This is a genomic window from Streptomyces sp. NPDC107550 (assembly GCF_055639095.1).
In genome coordinates, this window is sequence record NZ_JBVKBC010000009.1 from 53131 (window position 1) to 75075 (window position 21945).

Consider the following 21945-nt stretch of genomic DNA (forward strand, 5'->3'; position numbering starts at 1 on the left):
GGATTTGCGCCACCCAGGCTACCAGGCCCCCAACATCGCTGATCACCCCCCTGCGGATGCGCGGAGCGCGGTTTCGGGTGAAGGTCGGTACGGACCATTCGGCTTGACGCGGGCAAGTAACGCTGCGTAACCTCACAGTGAGTTACCAGCCACGCGGCGGAGCCGCACAGTGATGCAGTGTCCGGGGAGCTATATGTCCAGCGAATACGCCAAACAGCTCGGGGCCAAGCTCCGTGCGATCCGTACCCAGCAGGGCCTTTCCCTCCACGGCGTCGAGGAGAAGTCCCAGGGCCGCTGGAAGGCCGTCGTGGTGGGGTCCTACGAGCGCGGTGACCGCGCCGTGACCGTGCAGCGCCTCGCCGAGCTGGCGGACTTCTACGGGGTGCCGGTGCAGGAGCTGCTGCCGGGCACGACCCCGGGCGGCGCCGCCGAGCCGCCGCCGAAGCTGGTGCTCGACCTGGAGCGCCTCGCGCACGTGCCGCCGGAGAAGGCGGGCCCGCTCCAGCGCTACGCGGCGACGATCCAGTCCCAGCGCGGTGATTACAACGGCAAGGTGCTCTCGATCCGCCAGGACGACCTGCGCACCCTCGCCGTGATCTACGACCAGTCGCCCTCGGTCCTCACCGAGCAGCTCATCAGCTGGGGTGTCCTGGACGCGGACGCGCGCCGCGCGGTGGCCCACGAAGAGGCCTGACACCGGCCCTCACCACCGAAGAAACGTCACACCCGAAACGGGCGGTTCCCCAGCGGAACCGCCCGTTTCGTCATCCCGGAGCCGCGCGGCTTCCCTCGAACGGAGTAATCGGCGTGGCCGCCTTCGGGGCGCTCTCCTCTCGGGCAGCCGCCTTCGGGTCGCTGCCCCCCTCCCCTCGGCCGCCTTCGGCCGCTCCCCCTCGGCGTGACCGTGTCCGCGACGCTTCCCGCCCGCTTGGAGCGGATCACACCTGGTACAGCCTGCCGATCACCTCGGGCAGGAGGCGTTCGGACAGGGCCGGGGGCAACGCCTGGAGGACCGCGAGGACCGGCGCCATCCGCTCGGGCAGGCCCGACTCCCCCACCCCCGCGAGAGCGAGCACCAGATCGACCTCCTCCGGGGTGAGCGCGTCCGGGTCGAGGCTCGCCGCGGCGGCCACGATCTCCGGGTCCACCTGCACGGGCCCGGCCCCGCGCGCCCGCTCCACCGCCCGTTCGAGGTCGGCGAGCAGGGCCCGTACGGTCTCCTCGTCGGCGACGGCCGCCGTCACTGTCAGGTGCACGTTGGCGGGCGAGGAGCCGAACGCGGGCTGCGGCTGGAGGTACCAGCCGGCCTCCCGTATCTCGTCCGCGACGACGAAGACGTCCACGTCAGGCGCGTCGGAGGCGACGGCGAGCAGCGACGCCTCCGGCCGGGCGAGCAGCCGCAGCCCCGCGATCTTTTCGACACCCTCGGCGAGCGCCCGGGTGGCGCGGTGGACGCGCGTCGACAACGCGGTGTAACCCTCGGCGCCGACGCGCTCGGTCACCGCCCACGCCGCGGCCAGCGGCCCGGCCGACTTGGTGCCCTGGAGCGTGGCGTTGACGACGGGGTATCCCGGCCACGAGGCATGCGCGAACCAGCCGTGCCGGCGCAGCTCGGCGTCCTTGAACAGCAGCAGCGAGGCGCCCTTCGGTGTGTATCCGTACTTGTGCAGGTCCACGGAGAGGGACGTGACCCCGGGGACGTGCAGATCGAAGTCGGGCAGCGCCGGCGCGTCCTCCGCCTTGCGCAGGTGGCCGAGGTACCAGCCGCCCATGCACGCGTCGACATGGCACAGCACGCCCCGCCCCGCCGCCTCGGCCGCCACCTCCGCCACCGGGTCGATGACGCCGTGCGCGTACGAGGGCGCGGAGACCACGGCCAGCGCCGTCCTTTCGGTGAGCGCGGCGGCCATGTCGGCGGCCCGCACCTTGAAGGTCGCGGGATCGACGGGTACGGACACGACGGTCAGGCCGAAGAGTGCGGCGGCCTTGTGGAAGGCGGCGTGCGCCGTCTCGGGCAGGACCAGTTCCGGCTCCGTCACCCCGCGCGTGCGCCGCGCATGCTGACGTGCCGTCAGGACGGCGAGCATGCAGCTCTCGGTGCCGCCGCTGGTGAACGTGCCCGCGCCGCCGCCGAGCAGGGCCGTGGCCCGGCGCACGAGGTCGTTCTCCAGCTCGACGACGCTGGGGAAGGCCGTCATGTCCAGGCCGTTGACCCCGGAGAAGGCGGCGGCCGCGGCACCGGCCAGCTCGTCGAGTCCGTCGAGCCCGGCGTCGTACACGTACGCCATCGTGCGGCCGCCGCGCACCGGCAGGTCCCCGGCGCGCAGGGCGGTCAGCCGCCCGAGGATGCGCGCGTCGGCGCCCGCCGGTCCGCCGCCGGGGCCATCGGCCCCGCGCTCGTCGCCGGCGGGGGTGTCCTTGCTCGTCATACGGATTCCTCGTCTCGCTGGGTGGATCGTGCGGCGGACTGCTCGCGCAGCCGGGTCAGTTCGGCCTCGGTCAGCCGGTAGCGGGCGAGCAGCGGCAGGCTCATCAGCAGGAGCAGCGCGGGCAGGCCGCCGAAGCCGACGACGATCGCGGTGAGCGCGGAGTCCGGCTGCGGCACACGGTGCCCGGCGTCGGTGGACGCGAAGCCGCCGACGGCGAGGACGAGCCCGAACAGGCCGGGCCCGAGCGCGAGCCCGAGGGTCTCCCCCGCCGTCCAGAGCCCGGTGAAGACGCCCGCCCTGCGCCGCCCGGTGCGGTACGCGTCGGCGGCGACGGCGTCCCCCAGCATCGCCATGGGCAGCATCTGCATGCCCGCGTACCCGACGCCCGCGATGCCCACGGCCGCGTACAGGAGGGCGTCCGGCACCGCGCGGCCCGCGGCGGCGGCGAGCGCCCCGAGCAGGAAGCAGAGCGAGGCGCCGAGTGCCGCGTCCCGCTTTCCGAAGCGCCGCCCGAGGGCCAGCCACAGCGGCATGGCCGGCAGCGACGGCACGATCAGACAGGCGAAGAGAACGGTGACGGCACCCGGCCGGCCGAGAATGTACGTGGCGAAGTACTGGGTGCCGGCGAGCATCAGGCCCGTCGCGGTGGCCTGCGTGACGAACGCGCCGAGGAGCCGCGCGAAGGGCGCGTCGCCGCGGGCCGCGCGGAGCTGGGCGCGCAGCCCGCCCTCGGTCGTGGTCCGTACGACGGGGCCGACCCCGCGGGTGGCGGCGACGGCGGCGAGCATCCCGGCGGCGAGCACCGCGCCGATGACGACGCCCATGAACCGGTAGCCGCCCGCGCTGCCGTGCGCGTCGCCCGAGGCCCCGGCGAGCACGGGCGCGAGGGCACCGGAGGCGAGGATGGCGGCGCCGAGGAAGGCGACGCGCCAGGACATGATCCGGGCGCGCTCGTCGGGGTCGGCGGTGAGTTCGGCGGGCAGCGCCACGTACGGGACCTGGAAGCAGGCGTACGCGGAGGCGGCCGGCAGGAAGAGGACGGCGACGTACGCGGCGGCCGGGCCGCCCTCGATCCCGCCGGGGGCGGCGAACAGGGCGGCGAAGCAGAGCGGGAGCGTGAGCGCGCCGAGCAGCATCCAGGAGCGGCGCGGCCCCAGCCGGGAGCGGGTGCTGCGGTCGGAGAGGCTGCCTATCCACGGGTTGAGCAGGACGTCCCACGCCTTGGGCAGGAAGACGAGCAGTCCGGCGATCCCGGCGCCGACGCCGAGCACATCGGTGAGGTAGTAGAGCAGCAGCAGACCGGGGACGGTGCCGAAGGTGCCGGTGGCGAAGGAGCCGAGGCCGTAGCCGACGCGCACCCGGGCCGGGAGGCCGGTGGTGGACATGGCCAGAACCTAGTGAAGCCACCGGGGAACGCACCAGGCCCGGAGCAGAACCATGTTCATGTTCTGCTCCGGGCCCGCGGAATGTGCTGCGCGGCTCGGCTCAGGCCTCGTCGCGGCGGAGCGTCGGCTTCAGGTCCTTGAAGCGGCCCAGAAGACCGTTGATGAACACCGGGGACTCGTCGGTGGAGAACTCCTTGGCCAGCGAGACGGCCTCGTCGAGCACGACGGCGTCCGGGGTCCCGTCGACCCAGACCAGCTCGTAGGCGCCGAGCCGCACGATGTTGCGGTCGACGACGGGCATCCGGTCCAGGGTCCATCCGACGGCGTACTGCGAGATGAGCTCGTCGATCCGGGACGCGTGCTTCGCGTACCCCTCGACCAGCTCCATCGTGTACTCGCTGACGGGCGGCTGGCGCGTGTCGTTGCGCGAGTGCCGGATCCAGTCCGCGAGGACCGTCAGGACGTCGGCGCCGCGCTGGTCTGCCTCGAAGAGGATCTGGAAGGCGCGCTTGCGGGCCGTGTTACGGGCGGCCACGGTTAGCTGTTCACCCGGCCGAGGTAGTCGCTCGTACGGGTGTCGACCTTGATCTTCTCGCCGGTCGTGATGAACAGCGGGACCTGGATCTGGTGGTCCGTCTCCAGGATGGCCGGCTTGGTGCCACCGGTGGAGCGGTCGCCCTGGACGCCCGGCTCGGTCTCCTTGACGACCAGCTCGACGGCGGCCGGCAGCTCGACGAAGAGCACCTCGCCCTCGTGCTGGGCGACCGTGGCGGTGAAGCCCTCGATCAGGAAGTTGGCGGCGTCACCGACGGCCTTGCGGTCGACGTGGAGCTGGTCGTAGGTCTCCATGTCCATGAAGACGAAGTAGTCGCCGTCCATGTACGAGAACTGCATGTCGCGCTTGTCGACAGTGGCCGTCTCGACCTTGACGCCGGCGTTGAAGGTCTTGTCGACGACCTTGCCGGAGAGCACGTTCTTGAGCTTGGTGCGCACGAAGGCCGGGCCCTTGCCGGGCTTGACGTGCTGGAACTCGACGACGGACCAGAGCTGGCCGCCTTCGAGCTTGAGCACCAGGCCGTTCTTGAGGTCGTTCGTGGAAGCCACGGTTGCGGAATCTCCTGGACTGACGTGGACGACCCCGGGGCACAGCGCGTAGCCGTGGGCTACAGCGCGAGCAGCTCCTTGGTCGTGATGGTGAGTAGCTCGGGTCCGCCGTCCGCCTCGGGGCGGACGACGAGCGTGTCATCGATCCGGACGCCGCCCCGGCCCGGGAGGTGGACCCCCGGTTCGACGGTGACCGGCACACAGGCGTCAAGTTTACCCATGGCCGCCGGGGCCAATTGCGGGTCCTCGTCGATTTCGAGTCCCACCCCGTGTCCGGTCAGGCGCGGAAGCCTCTCACCATACCCCGCCGCGTCCAGTACGTGCCGGGCGGCCCTGTCCACCTCGCGGCACTCCGCACCCGGCAGCAGGCTCTCGCGGCCCGCGCGCTGAGCGGCGAAGACGAGGTCGTACAGCTCGATCTGCCAGTCCGCGGGCGTCGTCCCGATGACGAACGTACGCCCGATCTCGCACCGGTATCCCCGGTATGTGGCGCCCAGGCACACGGACAGGAAGTCGCCCTCCTCCACGCGCCGGTCGCTCGGCCGGTGGTCGCCGCGCCCGGAGTTCGGGCCGGTGGCCACGGAGGTCGGGAAGGCGGGACCGTCGGCGCCGTGGTCGACAAGTCGACGTTCCAGTTCGAGAGCGAGATGGCGTTCGGTGCGGCCCACGAGGATGGATTCGAGGAGTTCGCCGAGGGCCTGGTCGGCGATCTCGGCGGCGATCCGCAGACAGGAGATCTCGTCCTCGTCCTTGACGTACCGCAACTGCTCGACGGCCAGGTTGAGGTCCGTCAGCCGCAGCCCGGGAGCGGCCGAGGCGAGCGCCCGGTGCCGGGCGACCGTCAGGTGGTGCTCCTCGACGGCGAGCGAGTCACCGCCCTGGCCTGCGGCGATGTCGGCGGCGGCGACGGCCGTGTCGCGGGCGGGGGGCAGCACCTCGACCCGCAGCTCCTCGTCCGGCCGCCCCTCGGCGGGCTGTCCGCCGGGCGGGCCCGCGCACAGCAGCACATCGCCGCCGCCGACCTCCCGGCCGAGCAGCAGGACGGCGCCCTCGGGCGCGGCTCCCGCGAGATAGCGGACGTTGGCGGGCCGCGACACCAGGGCGGCGGCGCTGCCGCCCGCCGTCGCGCGCTCTCTCAGCCGGTCCCTGCGGGCCGCGTACACCTCTGCCATGAGCCGAGCGTACGAGCGGGCCCGCCGGGCGGCCGGTTCAGCGCGTCCGGACGGGCGGCGGCGCGGGTGTCCCGGCGGGTCTCGGGGCGGGCGGCCCGGCGGGTGTCACCAGGTGGGCGGGCTGGCGATGGCCCGGGCGAGCACCTCGTCGAGGACCTGCGCGGTGGCGGCCACGTCCATCTGGGAGTTGTCGATGATGGGCAGGCCCGAGCCGTACCAGCCGGCCATCCGGCCGTGGATACGGGCCACTTCCTCGTCGCTGAGTCTGCGGTTGCCGCTGCGCTGCGCGTTGCGCTCCAGGACGATCTCCAGGCCCGGGAGCAGCACCACCGGGAGCAGGCCGGGGCCCACGTGCCGCTTCCAGCCGCCGAGCCCGACGACCGGGCGGTCGGGGAAGACGGCGTCGTCGAGGATGCAGGAGATCCCGTTCGCCAGGAAGTTACGGGCGGCGAAGCCGCAGGTGCGGCGGGCCAGCCGGTACTGCGCCTCGGAGTGGTCGTTCCACCCGGACTGCGGGTCGGCGAACCCCGAGCGCACCCATTCGCGTACGTCGTCGAGGCTGATGTGGGCCGTAGGAACGCGGCGGCGCTCCGCCCAGTGCTTGGCGACGCTGGTCTTGCCGGCGCCGGCGGGCCCGATCAGCAGGACGGCCAGGGTGGTCGTACCGGGGTCCACGGCGGCCTGCGCGCCCGGCGGACTGGGCACGGCGACGGGCGCCCCGGGCGGAAGCTGCACATGCCCGGTGGACTCGGGCGGCGGCACGGAACGGGGCGGGCCCTGCGGGGCGTGTTGCGGGTGCGGGGCGTGGGGCGCCTGAGGCGTCTGGGGCGCATGGGGCACCGGGGGGCCCTGCGGGGCGTGGGGTGCCGGGGGCGCCGGCGGCGGGTGCGGCGCGTGGGTCACCGGAGGCTGATGCGGCCCCTGAGGCATGCTCGGCGCCTGGGGCGCGTGTGGACTCTGGGGGACGTGAGACGCCTGGGACGCCTGCGATCCCTGAGGCACGTGAGACGCCGGGGACACGGGCGGGCCCTGAGACGCCGGGGACACGGGCGGGCCCTGAGGCGCCGGCGACGCGGGCGGGCCCTGCGGAACCGGCGATCCCTGCGGTACCGGCGATCCCTGCGGTACCGCAGCTGCCAGCGCCCCGTACGCGGGCTGAGGAGGCTGTTGCTGCGACTGCCGCGGCGGCGTCCACGGGACGGCCGGCCCGTGCCCCGACCGCTGGGGCGGTGGCAGCGGAGATCCCACTGCGTGCTGCATCCGGTGCCACTCCGTCTCGTACAACCGTCACTGGGGCCCGGCGATCAGGGCGCTACCGAACGGTACCGTCCCCGGCCGCCGTTGTGTGAACGGCCGGGGAGGTCGCAAAGTGCCCGGGGCCAACAGGTCCCGCTATTCGGCCACTTCACCGTAGGCGGCGAGCAGGACGGCCGGGTCGGGACCCTCCAGGACGGTCGGCTTGCCGAGCCCGTCGAGGACGATGAAGCGCAGCACGTCACCGCGCGACTTCTTGTCGACCTTCATCGTCTGGAGCAGCTTGGGCCACTGGTCATACCGGTAGGTCAGCGGCAGGCCGACCGACTCCAGGACCGTGCGGTGCCGGTCGGCGGTCGCGTCGTCCAGGCGCCCCGCGAGACGGCCGAGTTCGGCGGCGAAGTGCATGCCGACGGAGACGGCCGCGCCGTGCCGCCACTTGTAGCGCTCGTTCTTCTCGATGGCGTGCGCGAGCGTGTGCCCGTAATTGAGGATCTCGCGCAGGCCGGACTCCTTGAGGTCGGACGAGACGACGTCCGCCTTGACCCGGATCGCCCGCTCGATCAGCTCCGAGGTGTGCGGGCCCTCGGGGGTGCGGGCGGCCTGCGGGTCCTCCTCGACGAGTTCGAGGATGCGCTCGTCCGCGATGAACCCGGCCTTGATGACCTCGGCGAGCCCGGACACGTAGTCGTTGACGGGCAGCGAGTCGAGGGCGGCGAGGTCGCACAGGACACCGGCCGGGGGGTGGAACGCGCCGACGAGGTTCTTGCCCTCGGCGGTGTTGATGCCGGTCTTGCCGCCGACCGCCGCGTCCACCATGGCGAGCACGGTCGTCGGGATGGCGATCCAGCGCACCCCGCGCAGCCAGGTCGCGGCGACGAACCCGGCGAGGTCGGTGGTCGCGCCGCCGCCGACGCCGACGATGACGTCGGAGCGGGTGAAGTTCGACTGGCCGAGCGCCTTCCAGCAGTAGGCGGCGACCTCGGCGGTCTTCGCCTCCTCCGCGTTCGGCACCTGGATGGCGACCGCCTCGTAGCCCTGGTCGGCGAGGTCGGCGCGGAGCGCCTCGCCCGTCTCGGCCAGCGCCTCGGGGTGGACGACGGCGACGCGCTTGGCCTGGGTGCCGATGAGCGAGCCCAGCTCCCCCAGGAGCTGACGGCCCACCAGTACCTCGTACGGGTCGGTCCCGGCGGTTCCGGCCACCTGGATGCGGGTGATCGGGGCGTTCATGAGTGCTTCAACTCCAGGGCGTCGAGGACGGCTTCGGCCACCTCGTCGGGCGTGCGGCCGTCGGTGGCCACGACGGCCCGGGCGACCTCGGTGTACAGCGGGCGGCGGGCCTCCATCAGCTCCCGCCACTGGCGGCGGGGGTTGACGGCGAGCAGCGGGCGCGCGACGTTCAGGCCGGTGCGCTGGACGGCCTCTTCCACGTCCATGGAGAGGTAGACGACGCGGTGCGCGGCGAGCAGTTCGCGCGTGCCCTCGTCGAGGACGGCACCGCCGCCGAGCGCGAGGACGCCCTCGTGCTCGGTGAGGGCGGCGGCGACGGCGGCCTTCTCCAGCGTCCGGAAGTGCTCCTCGCCGTCGTCGACGAAGATGTCGGAGATCTCCCGGCCCTGCGCGGCGACGATGTCCGCGTCGGAGTCGCGGAAGCCGCAGCCGAGCCGCGCCGCGAGCAGTTCGCCCACGGTCGTCTTGCCGACGCCCATGGGTCCGACGAGGACGATCTGCGGGCCGCTCACCGGATCGGGAGGCTGTCGAGGTACGAGCGGACGTTGCGCCGGGTCTCGGTGACGCTGTCGCCGCCGAACTTCTCCGCGACCGCGTCCGCGAGGACCAGCGCCACCATGGCCTCCGCCACGATCCCGGCCGCCGGCACCGCCGACACGTCCGAGCGCTGGTGGTGGGCCTGCGCCGCCTCCCCCGTCGCCACGTCCACCGTGCGCAGCGCGCGCGGCACCGTGGCGATCGGCTTCATCGCGGCCCGCACGCGCAGCAGCTCGCCCGTGGACAGGCCGCCCTCGGTGCCGCCCGCACGCCCCGACACCCGGCGGATGCCCTCGGGCGTGGACACGATCTCGTCGTGCGCCTGCGAACCGGGCACCCGCGCCAGCTCGAACCCGTCACCGACCTCCACGCCCTTGATCGCCTGGATGCCCATGAGCGCCCCGGCCAGGCGGGCGTCGAGCTTGCGGTCCCAGTGCACATGCGAACCGAGGCCCACCGGCACGTCGTAGGCGAGGACCTCGACGACGCCGCCGAGCGTGTCACCGTCCTTGTGCGCCTGATCCACCTCCGCCACCATCTGCTTCGACGCGTCCGCGTCCAGGCAGCGCAGCGGGTCCGCGTCCAGCTTCTCCACGTCGGCGGGGGTCGGGTAGACGCCCTGCGGCGCCTTCACCGAGCACAGCTCCACCACGTGCGAGACGATCTCGATCCCCGTCGTCTCCTTCAGGTACGAACGGGCCACCGCGCCGAGCGCGACCCGCGCGGCCGTCTCCCGCGCCGACGCCCGCTCCAGGATCGGCCGCGCCTCGTCGAACCCGTACTTCTGCATTCCCGCGAGATCCGCGTGGCCGGGCCGGGGACGGGTCAGCGGCGCGTTGCGCGCGAGGCCCGCGAGCACCTCGGGGTCGACGGGGTCGGCCGACATGACCTGCTCCCACTTCGGCCACTCGGTGTTCCCGACCATGACCGCGACCGGCGAGCCGAGCGTGAGGCCGTGCCGGACACCGCCGAGGAACGTCACCTCGTCCCGCTCGAACTTCATCCGCGCCCCGCGCCCATAGCCCAGACGCCGCCGTGCCAGGTGGTCCGCCACCATCTCCGTGGTGATCGGAACGCCGGCGGGAAGACCCTCCAGCGTCGCCACGAGTGCGGGGCCGTGCGACTCCCCCGCGGTCAGCCAGCGCAACCTGCTCAACGGTGCTCCTCATGCTCGCGCTCTGCGTACGGCTTCGCGGGCCGGCACCGGATGCGCGGACCGGCCCACCGTGTATCCCCCGATCCTCCCATGCCACGCCGCGCCACCGGCCCCGGTGTCCGCGTGGCGGACGCGCGGCGCACACGCGGCGGGCACCCGGCCGGTACGAGGGGGACGGCGACGCCGTCACGGGTGGGCGCGCCGGGTCAGCCGAGCGCCTTCAGGCCGGCCGCGCGCATGGCGCCGAGGACAGGCCGGGTGTCGCCGGTGAACTGCTCGAACTGGAACACCGCCTGGTGCACCAGCAGGTCGAGCCCGCTCAGCACGGGCGCGCCACGGTCCTGCCAGACGGCCGCGAGGGGCGTCGGCCACGGGTCGTACACCACGTCGAACAGCGTGCCCACGCGCGCGGGGACGGCCGCGACGAGGTGGTCGGCGCCGCCCTTGGGGGTGGTGGAGACGACGAGCGGCGCGTCGAAGGCGTCCGCGGCCCTGTCCCAGCCGGCGGTGCGCACGGCGACGCCGAGGCGCTCGCCCCAGCCGCGCATCTCGGCGGCCCGCTGCTCGCTGCGCACGTACGCGACGACCTCCCCGGCGCAGATCCGGGAGAGCGCGGCGAGCGCGGAGGAGGCGGTGGCGCCCGCGCCGAGGATCGCGGCGGACCCCACCTTGTCGACGCCCTGTTCGTGCAGCGCGGCGACGAGCCCGGGGATGTCGGTGTTGTCGCCGAGCGTGCTGCCGTCGGCGCGGAAGACCACCGTGTTGACGGCCCCCACCGAGCGGGCGGTATCGGTGATCTCGTCGAGCAGCGGGATCACCGCCCGCTTGAGCGGCATCGTCAGTGAAAGGCCGGCCCACTCGGGGCGCCCGACCTCGGCGAGGAAGCCGGGCAGCGCCGCCTCGTCCACGTCGAACCGGTCGTACGTCCAGTCGTCGAGGCCCAGCGCCGCGTACGCCGCGTTGTGCAACTGCGGGGACAGCGAGTGGGCGATCGGCGAGCCGAGGACGGCCGCCTTGCGCGGTTCAGCTCTGGCTGTCATTGAACTTGGCCTTCAGCCTCTCGAACTCGGCGTTCGTCTTGGCGAACTCCGTCTTGTGCATGCCGTCCGTGGCGACGAAGTACATCCAGCCGTCCTTGGTCGGGTCGAGCGTCGCGGCGAGCGCCACGTCCCCAGGGTTGCCGATCGGGCCGGGCGGCAGCCCCTTGTGGTGGTAGGTGTTGTACGGGTCCTTGTTCGAGGTGATCTCGCCCTCCCCGATATTGATCTTGCTTTGACCCTTGAGGTAGTTGTACGTCGAGTCGAACTGGAGCATCTGGTTCGTCTCGGTGTTCGTGGGCTTGAGCCGGTTGTAGACGACCTCGGCCATCTTGCGGAAGTCGTCGTGCGTCTTGCCCTCGGCCTGTACGAGGCTCGCCACCGTGACCAGCTGCCAGGGGCTTTCCAGGTTCAGGCTCTTGGCCTTGGCCTCCAGGTCCAGTGCCGCGTACTTGTCGTTGGCGCGCCCGACCATCTGCTTGAGGACGTCCGCCGGCTTCATGCCCTTCGCCGCCGCGTAGCTCGACGGGTACAGGAAGCCTTCGAGCGGGTCCTTGACGTTCGGGTGGCCGCTCGCCCAGTCGGGCAGCCCGAGGTCCTTGTAGTCCTTCTTCGCCACGCCGGCCGTCGTGCCCTTGGGCAGCTTGAGGCGGTCGTCGATCTTCGCGTAGACGACGACGTTGCGCATGCCCTCGGAGACGATGAGGTTGGCGCGGTGGTTGGGGTCGAGCATGGCATCGACGGCGCTCGCGGCGGACATCTGCTTCTCCAGGACGTACGCGCCGTCCTGGATGGACTTGCCCTTGTCGTTGGCCGCCTGTGCCGCGACGAACGCGTCGACGCTCTCCACGACTCCGGACTCTTTGAGCTTCTGGCCGATGACGTACCCGCCGGCGTCCTTGGGGATGACGACGGTGACGGTCTCGCCGTTGCCCGAGCCCTCGTAGTCCGGGGCCGCGCCGAAGCGGTCCTGGTAGAACTGGTAGCCGAAGTAGCCGACGCCGCCGACACCCGCCACGAAGATCGCGGTGAGGACCAGACAGGCGCAGCCGCTGCGGCGCTTCTTGGGCTTCTTGCCGCCCCTGCCGCGCCGCCCGCCGCGCTCGTCGTCGAGGTCGTCCTCGTCGCCGCCACCGCTGAAGAACGCGTGTTCGCCCTGGTCGGGGCCCGCGTCCCACTCCGGCTCCGGCTCGGCCTGCGGCGGCCGGCGCCGGCCGGGCGGCTCGGGCGGCGGGTAGGCGCCGGGGACGTCGTAGTAGTCCGGCTGTTCGGGCTGGTAGGCGGCCTGGTGGCCGGTGCCGTAGGGGTCCATCGGGTCATGCCCGTACGGGACCTGCCCCGGCTGCTGCCCGCTCTCGTCCCAGCCGCCCTGACCCTGCTGACCGCCGTACGCCTGCTGCCCGTACCCCTGGTCCTGGCCGTAACCGTGGCCCGGGTGAGCGCCGTAGTCGGGGCCCGGCTGCTGCCCGTACTCGGGCGAATTGCCGGTGTTCCACTCCCCGCCGCCGTAGGCGCCCTGGGGGTGGTACTGCTCCTGGCCCCCGTAGGCAGCCTGGCCGGAACCGGCCTGCTGCCCCCATCCCTGGTCCCCGTAGAGCGGGTCCTCGGGATGCCACGGTTCGGAGCCCTGGCCCCGGCCATACTCAGTCATCGATCCCCTACGAGCCGCGAGGCGCCGGACCCTGGTTCCGGTCAGGAGGGCAACCGTTCCGCCTCTTGATGCAGTGCGGCGGCTGTTCGAACGCCGCCGATCGCGCGGAACGTTACCGTACCGCGATCAGATGACCACTTCGACGCCCTCGCCGGGAGCTTTACCTGACGCCCGTTCGGACTCCAGAGCCTGCTGGAGGATGATGACGGCCGCCGCCTGGTCGATGACAGAGCGGCCCTTTTTGGACTTTACGCCGCTGGCGCGCAGCCCCTGACTCGCGGTGACTGTGGTCATCCTCTCGTCCACGAGCCGCACCGGCACGGGCGCGATGCCCCGCGCCAGCTCCTGGGTGAACGCGCGCACCTTCGCGGCGGCCGGGCCCTCGCCCCCCTTGAGGGAGCGAGGGAGTCCGACGACGACCTCGATCGGCTCGTACTCCTCGACGAGCTGCCGCAGCCGCCGGTGGGCGGCCGGGACATCGCGTCCCGGCACGGTCTCCACCGGCGTGGCGAGGATGCCGTCGGGGTCGCAGGACGCGACCCCGATCCGCGCGTCCCCCACGTCGATCGCCAGTCGGCGGCCTCTGCGCATCAGTTCGCGGTCTCCCCGACGAGGCGCTCGACGGCGTCGATGGCGTCGCCGATCGCGGCCGGGTTCTGGCCGCCGCCCTGGGCGACGTCCGGCTTGCCGCCGCCACCGCCGCCGAGCGTCTTGGCGGCGGTGCGCACCAGGTCACCGGCCTTGAGACCGCGCTCGCGGGCCGCCTCGTTGGTGGCGATGACCGTGAGCGGCTTGCCGTTGACCGTGGTGAACAGCGCCACCACGGCGGCCCGGCCGCCCTGGATGCGCCCGCGCACGTCGAGGACCAGCTTGCGCAGGTCGTCGGCGCCCGTGCCGTCCGGGACCTGCCCGGTGACCAGGGCGACGCCCCGTACGTCCTTGGCGGAGTCCGCGAGACCGCCGGCGGCCTGGAGGACCTTCTCCGCGCGGAACTTCTCGATCTCCTTCTCGGCGTCCTTGAGCTTGCCGAGCATCGCGGAGATCTTCTCCGGCAGCTCCTCGGCGCGGCCCTTGACCAGCTCCTGGAGCTGGGCGACGACCGTGTGCTCCTTGGCCAGGAAGCTGTACGCGTCGACGCCGACCAGGGCCTCGATGCGCCGCACGCCAGAGCCGATGGACGACTCGCCGAGCAGCTTGACGAGGCCGAGCTGCGCGGTGTTGTGGACGTGGGTGCCGCCGCACAGCTCCTTGGAGAAGTCGCCGATGGTGACGACGCGCACGCGCTCGCCGTACTTCTCGCCGAACTCGGCGATGGCGCCCTGCTTCTTGGCGTCGTCGATCGACATGACCTCGGCCTGCACGTCGAGTTCGCGGGCGAGGACCTCGTTGATCTTCTGCTCGACGTCCGTCATCACGGCCGTGGGCACGGCGGACGGGGAGCCGAAGTCGAAGCGGAAGCGGCCCGGCTGGTTCTCCGAGCCGGCCTGGGCGGCCGTCGGGCCGAGCGTGTCACGCAGCGCCTGGTGGGTGAGGTGCGTGGCGGAGTGGGCGCGGGCGATGGCACGCCGGCGCGTCACGTCGATCGTGGCCTGGGCCGGGGAGCCGACGGTGACCTCGCCGACCTGCACGACACCCTTGTGCACGTACACGCCGGGGACCGGCTTCTGGCAGTCGCGGACCTCGATGACCGCGCCGTTGTCCAGCTTGATGCGGCCGGTGTCGCCGATCTGGCCGCCGCCCTCGGCGTAGAAGGGGGTGCGGTCGAGGACGACCTCGACCTCGTCGCCCTCGGAGGCGGCGGGCGAGGAGACGCCGTTGGTCAGCAGGCCGACGATGGTCGACTCGCCCTCGGTCGAGGTGTAGCCGATGAAGTCGGTGGCGCCGGCGCTGTCCGCGATCTCACGGTAGGCGTGCAGGTCGGCGTGGCCGGTCTTCTTGGCCTGGGCGTCGGCCTTGGCGCGCTCCCGCTGCTCCTTCATCAGACGGCGGAAGCCGTCCTCGTCCACGGTGAGGCCCTGCTCGGCGGCCATCTCCAGGGTGAGGTCGATCGGGAAGCCCCAGGTGTCGTGGAGCAGGAACGCCTTGTCGCCGGGCAGGACGGTCTTGCCGGCGGACTTGGTCTCGGTGACGGCGGTGTCGAGGATGTTCGTGCCGCCCTTGAGGGCCTTGAGGAACGCGGCCTCCTCGGCGAGGGCGACCGTCTCGATGCGCTTGCGGTCCGAGATCAGCTCCGGGTATTGCAGGCCCATCGTCTCGACGACGACGTCGAGCAGTTCCTTCACGACCGGCCCGGTGGCGCCGAGGATGCGCATGTTGCGGATGGCGCGGCGCATGATGCGGCGCAGCACGTAGCCGCGGCCCTCGTTGCCGGGGGTGACGCCGTCGCCGATGAGCATGGTCGACGTACGCAGGTGGTCGGCGACGACGCGCAGGGAGACGTCCGAGTCGTGGTTCTCGCCGTAGCGGACACCGGTCAGCTCGGTGGCCTTGTCGATGACGACGCGCAGGGTGTCCGTCTCGTACATGTTCTGTACGCCCTGCAGGATCATGGCGAGGCGCTCCAGGCCGAGGCCCGTGTCGATGTTCTTCGACGGGAGGTCGCCGAGGATCTCGAAGTCCTCCTTGCCGATGCCCGCGCCGCGCTCGTACTGCATGAAGACCAGGTTCCAGATCTCCACGTACCGCTCGTCGTTGACGGCGGGACCGCCCTCGGCGCCGAACTCGGGGCCGCGGTCGTAGTTGATCTCGGAGCAGGGGCCGCAGGGGCCGGGGACGCCCATGGACCAGAAGTTGTCCTTCTTGCCCAGGCGCTGGATGCGCTCGGCGGGGACGCCGACGACGTCCTTCCAGATCTGCTCGGCCTCGTCGTCGTCCTGGTAGACGGTGATCCAGAGCTTCTCCGGGTCCAGGCCGTAGCCGCCCTTGTCGACCGGGGAGGTGAGCAGCTCCCAGGCCAGCTTGATGGCGCCTTCCTTGAAGTAGTCGCCGAAGGAGAAGTTGCCGCACATCTGGAAGAACGTGCCGTGCCGGGTCGTCTTGCCGACCTCTTCGATGTCCGGCGTACGGACGCACTTCTGCACGGAGGTGGCGCGCGGGGCGGGCGGCTTGACCTCGCCGAGGAAGTACGGCTTGAACGGGACCATGCCCGCGTTCACCAGCAGCAGAGTCGGGTCGTCCGCGATGAGCGACGCCGAGGGCACGACCTTGTGGCCACGCTCCTCGAAGAAGCTCAGCCAGCGGCGACGGATTTCAGCCGACTCCATCAGTGGTCCTCATTCCGGTTGTCGATCGCGTACCTGTCGTTCTTCAGGTACGTGGGGTGCTTGGTGGGGGTCTTGAAGGTGTTCTCGATGACCGCGAAGCGGCGCTGCGCGGGCAGTTCGGAGTCCACCGGATCGTTCAGGCCGAGCGCGTCGCCGAGTTGTGCCTCGCGTTCCGCCATGTTGTCGCGGACGTCGAGCGCGAAGTCCTTGAGCTTGTGGCCTGCCTCGACCGCCTTGTTCGCGGCCTGCGCGGCGAGGCTTTCCGGCGTCAGCTGCCTGAGCTTGCGGTTGACCTTGGTGGTGGCCCACACGCCGGCGGCTGCGCCCGCGGTGAACCAGAACGTACGACGGAACATCGCTCGGTCAGTCCCTCTTATTCCGGTCGGCTCGCTTGGCACGCCGCGCGCCGGGGACGGGGCGGCCCACGATGACGGTGCGGCGGCTCTGCTTGGCGGGCGCTTCCTTGCCGCGCCCGCCGATGGCGCGGCGCACTCCGTAGCCGAAGGCGGCCACCTTGACCAGCGGGCCGCCGAAGGTGGAGGCCACGGTGGAGGAGAGCGCCGACGCGTTCGACGTGACTTCCTGGACGTCCGTGGCGATGGCGTCGACCCGGTCGATCTGGGTCTGCGCGGAGCGCACGGCGGCGGAGGCGTCCGCGAGCAGCGGCACGGCCTGCTCGGTCACGTCCGCGACCAGCTTCGTGGTCGCCCTGAGCGTCTGGGCCAGCCTCGCCAGCGCCACAGCGAGGTAGGAGACCAGGATCGCCCAGAAGACGGCCACCAGGATCCCGGCCACCTCACCACCGGACACTCGGCACCGCTCCTTGGTTCGTCGGGCTTTCGCTCGTGCGCGGGCGCTGACCGTACGTCACCGCCGCACATCGAAAAGTCGTCCCCCGAGCCTATCGCGCCCCACCCCGCGGTCCGTACCGCATTACCCCCGCAACGCGAACCCGCCGCCTCCCCGACCGCGAACGGTGGGAAGACGGCGGGCTCACACGCAAGAGCGCTGCGCCTGCTGGAAGATCAGCGGGCGTAGTACTCGACGACGAGCTGCTCGTCGCAGATCACGGGGATCTCCTTGCGGTTCGGGTCACGGTCCAGGCGGAAGGCCAGGGCCTTCAGGTTCACCTGGAGGTAACGCGGGGTCTCGCCCTCGGGGGCGAAGCCACCCTCACGCGCGACCTGGAACAGCGGCTTGTTGCGGCTGCGCTCGCGGACCATCACGACGTCGTCGGGACGGACGCGGAAGGACGGCTTGTCGACCTTCTGGCCGTTGACCTCGATGTGGCCGTGGACGACCATCTGACGGGCCTGGTAGATCGTGCGGGCGATGCCCGAACGCAGGACCAGGGCGTCGAGACGACGCTCCAGCTCGATGACCAGGGCCTCGCCGGTCTTGCCCTCGGCCTTCTTGGCGCGGTCGTAGGCGCGGGCCATCTGCTTCTCGCTGATGTCGTACTGCGCGCGCAGACGCTGCTTCTCGAGCAGACGGACCTTGTAGTCCGAGTTCTGCTTGCGGCCGCGGCCGTGCTCACCCGGCGGGTAGGGGCGGGCCTCGAAGTACTTGACGGCCTTCGGGGTCAGCGCGATGCCGAGGGCACGCGACTTCTTGACCTTGGGGCGGGACTGGTTCGCCATGAACCAAACACCTCATGTTTCGTTTTCGAATACGGCTTCACCAGGGTTCGGGAGGTCGCATCCGCAGCCCGGGAAACCCGCGTCGTCCTTGCGGACGGGCAGGCAGCCGCTCCTGGGTCTGGGCACATACGTGCAGCACGCGAGTGGCCCACCGACCTGGTCCCGCCGGGCGGGAGGGTGGTGGGCTGCCCGCGACACCTTCGACGGTGCGCGACGCTCCTGGGTCCCCTGTGCCTTGCGGTTCGGGGGGCCCGGCTGGATGTCCCGCTCTGGTGACGCCTCTTCTCCCTTTCGGGAGCGGAAGCACGGGACACAGCGCTCCGCGCCATCCTACCGGACAACCCGGCCCGCCTTGACCAGCCCCCTGAGGTTGTCGCCCCTCCACCGGCCGGTGGGGGTTGCTCGCGCAGTTCCCCGCGCCCCTGGGAGGGCCGACTACGTCGCCATCTCCCCCCTGGGCACAGCGGGCCTGAGCCGGAGAACCCCCTAGGGGCGCGGGGAACTGCGCGAACGGTCACTGCAAGCAGCCCGCGCTGGAAAGCTCCCCCAGGGACCGCCCCCTACCCCCCGTCCCCCCGCAACCGCTCACGAACCCGCTCCACAACATCCGCATACCGCGCCTCCGCCCCATACCGCGTAGGCGAGTAGTACTCCCGCCCGGCCACCGCATCCGGCGCGTACTGCTGCGCCGCGATCCCCCCGGGCACGTCATGGGGGTAGACATACCCCTGCGCATGCCCCAGCTTGGCCGCGCCCTTGTAATGCCCGTCCCGCAGATGCGCCGGCACCGGCCCCGCGAGCCCCTTGCGCACATCCTCCAGCGCCGCCCCGATCGCGGTCGTCGCCGCGTTGGACTTCGGCGCCAGCGCCAGCGCGATCGTCGCGTGGCTCAGCGTGAGCGCCGCCTCGGGGAAGCCGATCATGGCGACGGCCTGCGCGGCGGCCACCGCCGTGGGAAGCGCGGTCGGGTCGGCGAGCCCGATGTCCTCGCTCGCGGAGATCATCAGCCGCCGCGCGATGAACCGCGGGTCCTCCCCCGCCTCGATCATCCGCGCCAGATAGTGCAGCGCCGCGTCCACGTCCGAGCCCCGGATGGACTTGATGAGGGCGCTGGCCACGTCGTAGTGCTGGTCGCCGTCCTTGTCGTACTTCACGGCCGCCCGGTTGACGGTCTCCTCGACGCTTTCGAGGGTGATCGTCTCCTCCCCCTTGGCGAGGGCGGACCCGGCGGCGGCCTCCAGCGCGGTCAGCGCCCGCCGCGCGTCCCCGCCGGCGACCCGCAGCAGATGCTCCTCCGCCTCCGCCTCCAGCGTCACCGCCCCGGCCAGCCCGCGCTCCTCGCCCAGCGCCCGGTGCAGCAGCCCGCGCAGGTCGTCGTCGGTCAGCGGCTCCAGCGTGAGCAGCAGGGAGCGGGAGAGCAGCGGAGAGATCACCGAGAAGTACGGGTTCTCGGTGGTCGCCGCGATCAGCGTCACCCAGCGGTTCTCCACGGCGGGCAGCAGGGAGTCCTGCTGGGCCTTGCTGAACCGGTGGATCTCGTCGAGGAAGAGGACGGTCTCCTTGCCGTGCCCGCCCATCGCGCGCCGGGCCCCCTCGATGACCGCGCGGACCTCCTTGACGCCCGCGGTGATCGCGGACAGCTCCACGAACCGCTTGTTCGTCGCCTTGGAGACCACGTACGCGAGGGTCGTCTTGCCGATGCCGGGCGGGCCCCACAGGATCACCGACGAGGCGCCCGCCGGGCCGGAGCCGCCCTCGACGAGACGGCGCAGCGGCGAGCCCGGTTTGAGCAGGTGCTGCTGCCCCACGACCTCGTCGAGGGTGCGGGGGCGCATCCGGACGGCCAGGGGGCTCGCGGACGGGTCCTTCTCCTGGCGGTCTTCGGCTGCGGCGGTGAACAGGTCGGGCTCCACGACGAAAACCCTATGTCACCCCACTGACAACCCGCCGGGCCCGGGCCTCGCCGGGCCTCCGGGGGCGGCGCTCAGGCCCAGAGCTTGTCGCCCCAGCGCGTGAAGATCAGGACGGCGACGATCCCGATGTGCACGACGGGCAGCGCCCATGTGAAGTCCGCGAAGAAGCTCCGCAGCCAGCCCGGCACGGGGAGGAAGCCGTTGCGGACGTTGGATGAGGTCACGTACCAGAACATGAGGATGGTGGCGACCCAGGCGAGGCAGCACCACAGGCACAGCGCGTTGATCCGGTACAGGGACTCGAACTGGAGCCAGGTGACGAACCCGACGCCGAACAGGCAGCCCGCGTTGAAGGTCAGCCAGTACCAGCGCGGGAAGCGGGCGCCCGCGAGCAGGCTCATGCCGACGCAGATCACGATGCCGTACGTGACGAGGCCGAGCATGGGGTTCGGGAAGCCGAAGACCGCCGCCTGGTCGCTCTTCATGATGGAGCCGCAGGAGATGACCGGGTTGATGGAGCAGCCCGGCGTGAAGTTCGGGTCCTCGAGGAGCTTGAACTTGTCGAGCGTGATGACCCACGCGGCGAGCACCCCGGCCGCGCCCGTGATCACCAGGAGCAGCGCGAAGGCGCGGCTGCCGCCGACAAGGCGCGCGACGCCGCTGTCGCCGCTCGTGCGGGGGACGCTGTCGCTTGCAGAGGTGGTGTCGCTCATCACGCCGATCCGTCGTCGCAGAGTCAGTGGGCGGTGTGGGCCCTCGGGCAGGCTCATTGTGCCGCAAGGGGTGGCCCGTACACCGTTCGATGCGCATAAGTACCTGCGGGGCGCGGGCACGCGGAAGGGGAGGGCGGGACCGCGCGGCCCTGCCCTCCCCTTCCGTCCCCTCCGTGCCGGCCGGGTCAGCCCAGCCTGTCCTTGAGGACGGTGACGATCTCGTCGACGGCGACCGCGCTCTGCTCGCCGGACTCCATGTCCTTGAGCTGGACGACGCCCTCGGCGAGGTCGCGCTCACCGGCGACGACGGTGTAGCGGGCGCCGCTGCGGTTGGCGTTCTTCATGGCGCCCTTGAGGCCCTTGCCGCCGAAGGAGAAGTCGGCGGAGATCCCGGCCTTGCGCAGCTCGGTCACCTTGGCGAACAGCACGCGGCGCGCCTCGTCGCCGAGCGGGACGGCGAACACGCTGGTGGCGGCGGGCAGTTCCAGCTCCACGCCCTCGGCCTTGAGCGCGAGGACGGTCCGGTCGACGCCGAGCGCCCAGCCCACGGACGGCAGCGAGGGGCCGCCGATCATCTCGGAGAGGCCGTCGTAGCGCCCGCCGCCGCCGACCGCGGACTGCGAGCCGAGGCCGTCGTGCACGAACTCGAACGTCGTACGCGTGTAGTAGTCCAGGCCGCGGACCAGCTTCGCGTCGTCCTCGAAGGCGACGCCCTCGGCGGTCAGCAGTTCCCGTACCTGCTCGTGGTACGCCTTGCAGGCGTCGCACAGGTAGTCGCGCAGCAGCGGCGCGTCCGCGAGCTGCTTCTGCACGTCGGGCCGCTTGTCGTCGAGGACGCGTAGCGGGTTGATCTCGGCGCGGCGCAGCGTCTCCTCGTCGAGGTCGAGACCGCGCAGGAACGTCTGGAGGGCCTCCCGGTAGACGGGACGGCACTCCTTGTCGCCGAGCGAGTTGAGCAGGATGCGGAAGTTCCGCAGGCCGAGCGAGCGGTACGCCTGGTCGGCCAGGATGATCAGCTCGGCGTCCAGGGCCGGGTCCTCGGCGCCGATCGCCTCGGCTCCCACCTGGGAGAAGTGGCGGTAGCGGCCCTTCTGGGGGCGCTCGTAGCGGTAGTACGAGCCCGAGTACCAGAGCTTGACGGGGAGGTTGCCGGCCTTGTGGAGGTTGGCCTCAAGGGCGGCGCGCAGCACGGAGGCGGTGCCTTCGGGGCGCAGGGCGAGCCGGTCGCCGCCCTTGGTCTCGAAGGCGTACATCTCCTTGGTCACGATGTCGGTGGACTCGCCGACACCGCGCGCGAACAGTTCGACGTTCTCGAAGCCGGGCGTCTCGATGTAGCCGTAACCGGAGTTGCGCAGCGGGCCGGAGATCGCCTCGCGGACGGCGAGGTAGGTCGCGGAGTCCGGCGGCAGCAGGTCGTACGTGCCCTTGGGGGCCTGAAAGGTGCTCACGGGAAGTCTTCTC

The 21945-nt window shown here is 71.8% G+C and carries 20 protein-coding genes; 1 reads left to right on the forward strand and 19 read right to left on the reverse strand.

The genetic code is table 11. The annotated features are described in order from the left end of the window. The first annotated feature begins 193 nt into the window (after nucleotides 1-193). A complete protein-coding gene (gene bldD / locus ACZ7LY_RS15025) occupies nucleotides 194-694 on the forward strand; it encodes a transcriptional regulator BldD (protein ID WP_093894511.1) in 501 nt (166 codons plus the stop codon). A gap of 244 nt (nucleotides 695-938) precedes the next feature. Here bldD and ACZ7LY_RS15030 read toward each other — a convergent pair whose 3' ends face one another. The 19 genes from ACZ7LY_RS15030 to hisS all read right to left on the reverse strand — a co-directional run bounded on the left by ACZ7LY_RS15030 (nucleotide 939) and on the right by hisS (nucleotide 21932). Then, entirely contained in the window at nucleotides 939-2429 is a 1491-nt protein-coding gene (locus ACZ7LY_RS15030; protein ID WP_471625004.1) for a pyridoxal phosphate-dependent decarboxylase family protein, read from the reverse strand. Further along, a complete protein-coding gene (locus ACZ7LY_RS15035) occupies nucleotides 2426-3814 on the reverse strand; it encodes an MFS transporter (protein ID WP_471625005.1) in 1389 nt (462 codons plus the stop codon). Before ACZ7LY_RS15035 ends, ACZ7LY_RS15030 begins: the two co-directional genes overlap by 4 nt. 100 nt (nucleotides 3815-3914) lie before the next feature. Continuing rightward, nucleotides 3915-4349, reverse strand: coding sequence for a transcription antitermination factor NusB (gene nusB, locus ACZ7LY_RS15040; RefSeq protein ID WP_471625006.1), 435 nt, complete (start codon nucleotides 4347-4349; stop codon nucleotides 3915-3917). Between the two features lie 2 nt (nucleotides 4350-4351). After that, nucleotides 4352-4918: an elongation factor P gene (efp, locus tag ACZ7LY_RS15045; protein ID WP_471625007.1), complete on the reverse strand. Its 567-nt coding sequence runs from the start codon at nucleotides 4916-4918 to the stop codon at nucleotides 4352-4354. Nucleotides 4919-4977: 59 nt separating this feature from the next. Continuing rightward, nucleotides 4978-6090 carry an aminopeptidase P family protein gene (locus ACZ7LY_RS15050; protein WP_471625008.1) on the reverse strand — a complete coding sequence of 371 codons (1113 nt, stop codon included), beginning with the start codon at nucleotides 6088-6090 and terminating at the stop codon, nucleotides 4978-4980. 105 nt (nucleotides 6091-6195) lie between these two features. Continuing rightward, a complete protein-coding gene (locus tag ACZ7LY_RS15055) occupies nucleotides 6196-7020 on the reverse strand; it encodes an AAA family ATPase (RefSeq protein ID WP_471625009.1) in 825 nt (274 codons plus the stop codon). 462 nt (nucleotides 7021-7482) lie between these two features. Next, the gene (gene aroB / locus ACZ7LY_RS15060) at nucleotides 7483-8574 is read right to left on the reverse strand and encodes a 3-dehydroquinate synthase (RefSeq protein WP_471625010.1); all 1092 of its coding nucleotides are present in this window, start codon (nucleotides 8572-8574) and stop codon (nucleotides 7483-7485) included. Next, nucleotides 8571-9086, reverse strand: a complete 516-nt coding sequence (locus ACZ7LY_RS15065) for a shikimate kinase (protein WP_471625011.1) — start codon at nucleotides 9084-9086, stop codon at nucleotides 8571-8573. Before ACZ7LY_RS15065 ends, aroB begins: the two co-directional genes overlap by 4 nt. Further along, nucleotides 9083-10267 (reverse strand): chorismate synthase, encoded by a 1185-nt coding sequence (aroC, locus tag ACZ7LY_RS15070; RefSeq protein WP_471625012.1) that lies wholly within the window; start codon nucleotides 10265-10267, stop codon nucleotides 9083-9085. The genes ACZ7LY_RS15065 and aroC overlap by 4 nt, the downstream gene beginning before the upstream one ends. A gap of 206 nt (nucleotides 10268-10473) precedes the next feature. Beyond that, nucleotides 10474-11307: a shikimate dehydrogenase gene (locus ACZ7LY_RS15075; protein WP_471625013.1), complete on the reverse strand. Its 834-nt coding sequence runs from the start codon at nucleotides 11305-11307 to the stop codon at nucleotides 10474-10476. After that, nucleotides 11291-12955 (reverse strand): endolytic transglycosylase MltG, encoded by a 1665-nt coding sequence (mltG, locus tag ACZ7LY_RS15080; RefSeq protein ID WP_471625014.1) that lies wholly within the window; start codon nucleotides 12953-12955, stop codon nucleotides 11291-11293. Before mltG ends, ACZ7LY_RS15075 begins: the two co-directional genes overlap by 17 nt. Nucleotides 12956-13081: 126 nt before the next feature. Continuing rightward, nucleotides 13082-13546 (reverse strand): Holliday junction resolvase RuvX, encoded by a 465-nt coding sequence (gene ruvX, locus ACZ7LY_RS15085; RefSeq protein ID WP_471625015.1) that lies wholly within the window; start codon nucleotides 13544-13546, stop codon nucleotides 13082-13084. Beyond that, entirely contained in the window at nucleotides 13546-16218 is a 2673-nt protein-coding gene (alaS, locus tag ACZ7LY_RS15090; RefSeq protein ID WP_471625016.1) for an alanine--tRNA ligase, read from the reverse strand. Before alaS ends, ruvX begins: the two co-directional genes overlap by 1 nt. Next, nucleotides 16218-16574, reverse strand: a complete 357-nt coding sequence (locus tag ACZ7LY_RS15095) for a DUF6167 family protein (protein ID WP_471625017.1) — start codon at nucleotides 16572-16574, stop codon at nucleotides 16218-16220. Before ACZ7LY_RS15095 ends, alaS begins: the two co-directional genes overlap by 1 nt. A gap of 7 nt (nucleotides 16575-16581) precedes the next feature. Beyond that, nucleotides 16582-17028, reverse strand: a complete 447-nt coding sequence (locus tag ACZ7LY_RS15100) for a DUF948 domain-containing protein (RefSeq protein WP_471625018.1) — start codon at nucleotides 17026-17028, stop codon at nucleotides 16582-16584. 215 nt (nucleotides 17029-17243) lie between these two features. After that, entirely contained in the window at nucleotides 17244-17858 is a 615-nt protein-coding gene (gene rpsD, locus ACZ7LY_RS15105) for a 30S ribosomal protein S4 (RefSeq protein ID WP_471625019.1), read from the reverse strand. Nucleotides 17859-18418: 560 nt separating this feature from the next. Further along, entirely contained in the window at nucleotides 18419-19771 is a 1353-nt protein-coding gene (locus tag ACZ7LY_RS15110; RefSeq protein WP_471625020.1) for a replication-associated recombination protein A, read from the reverse strand. A gap of 71 nt (nucleotides 19772-19842) precedes the next feature. After that, nucleotides 19843-20484 (reverse strand): vitamin K epoxide reductase family protein, encoded by a 642-nt coding sequence (locus tag ACZ7LY_RS15115; protein WP_471625021.1) that lies wholly within the window; start codon nucleotides 20482-20484, stop codon nucleotides 19843-19845. 185 nt (nucleotides 20485-20669) lie between these two features. Beyond that, nucleotides 20670-21932 (reverse strand): histidine--tRNA ligase, encoded by a 1263-nt coding sequence (gene hisS, locus ACZ7LY_RS15120; protein WP_471625022.1) that lies wholly within the window; start codon nucleotides 21930-21932, stop codon nucleotides 20670-20672. Nucleotides 21933-21945 lie beyond the last annotated feature (13 nt).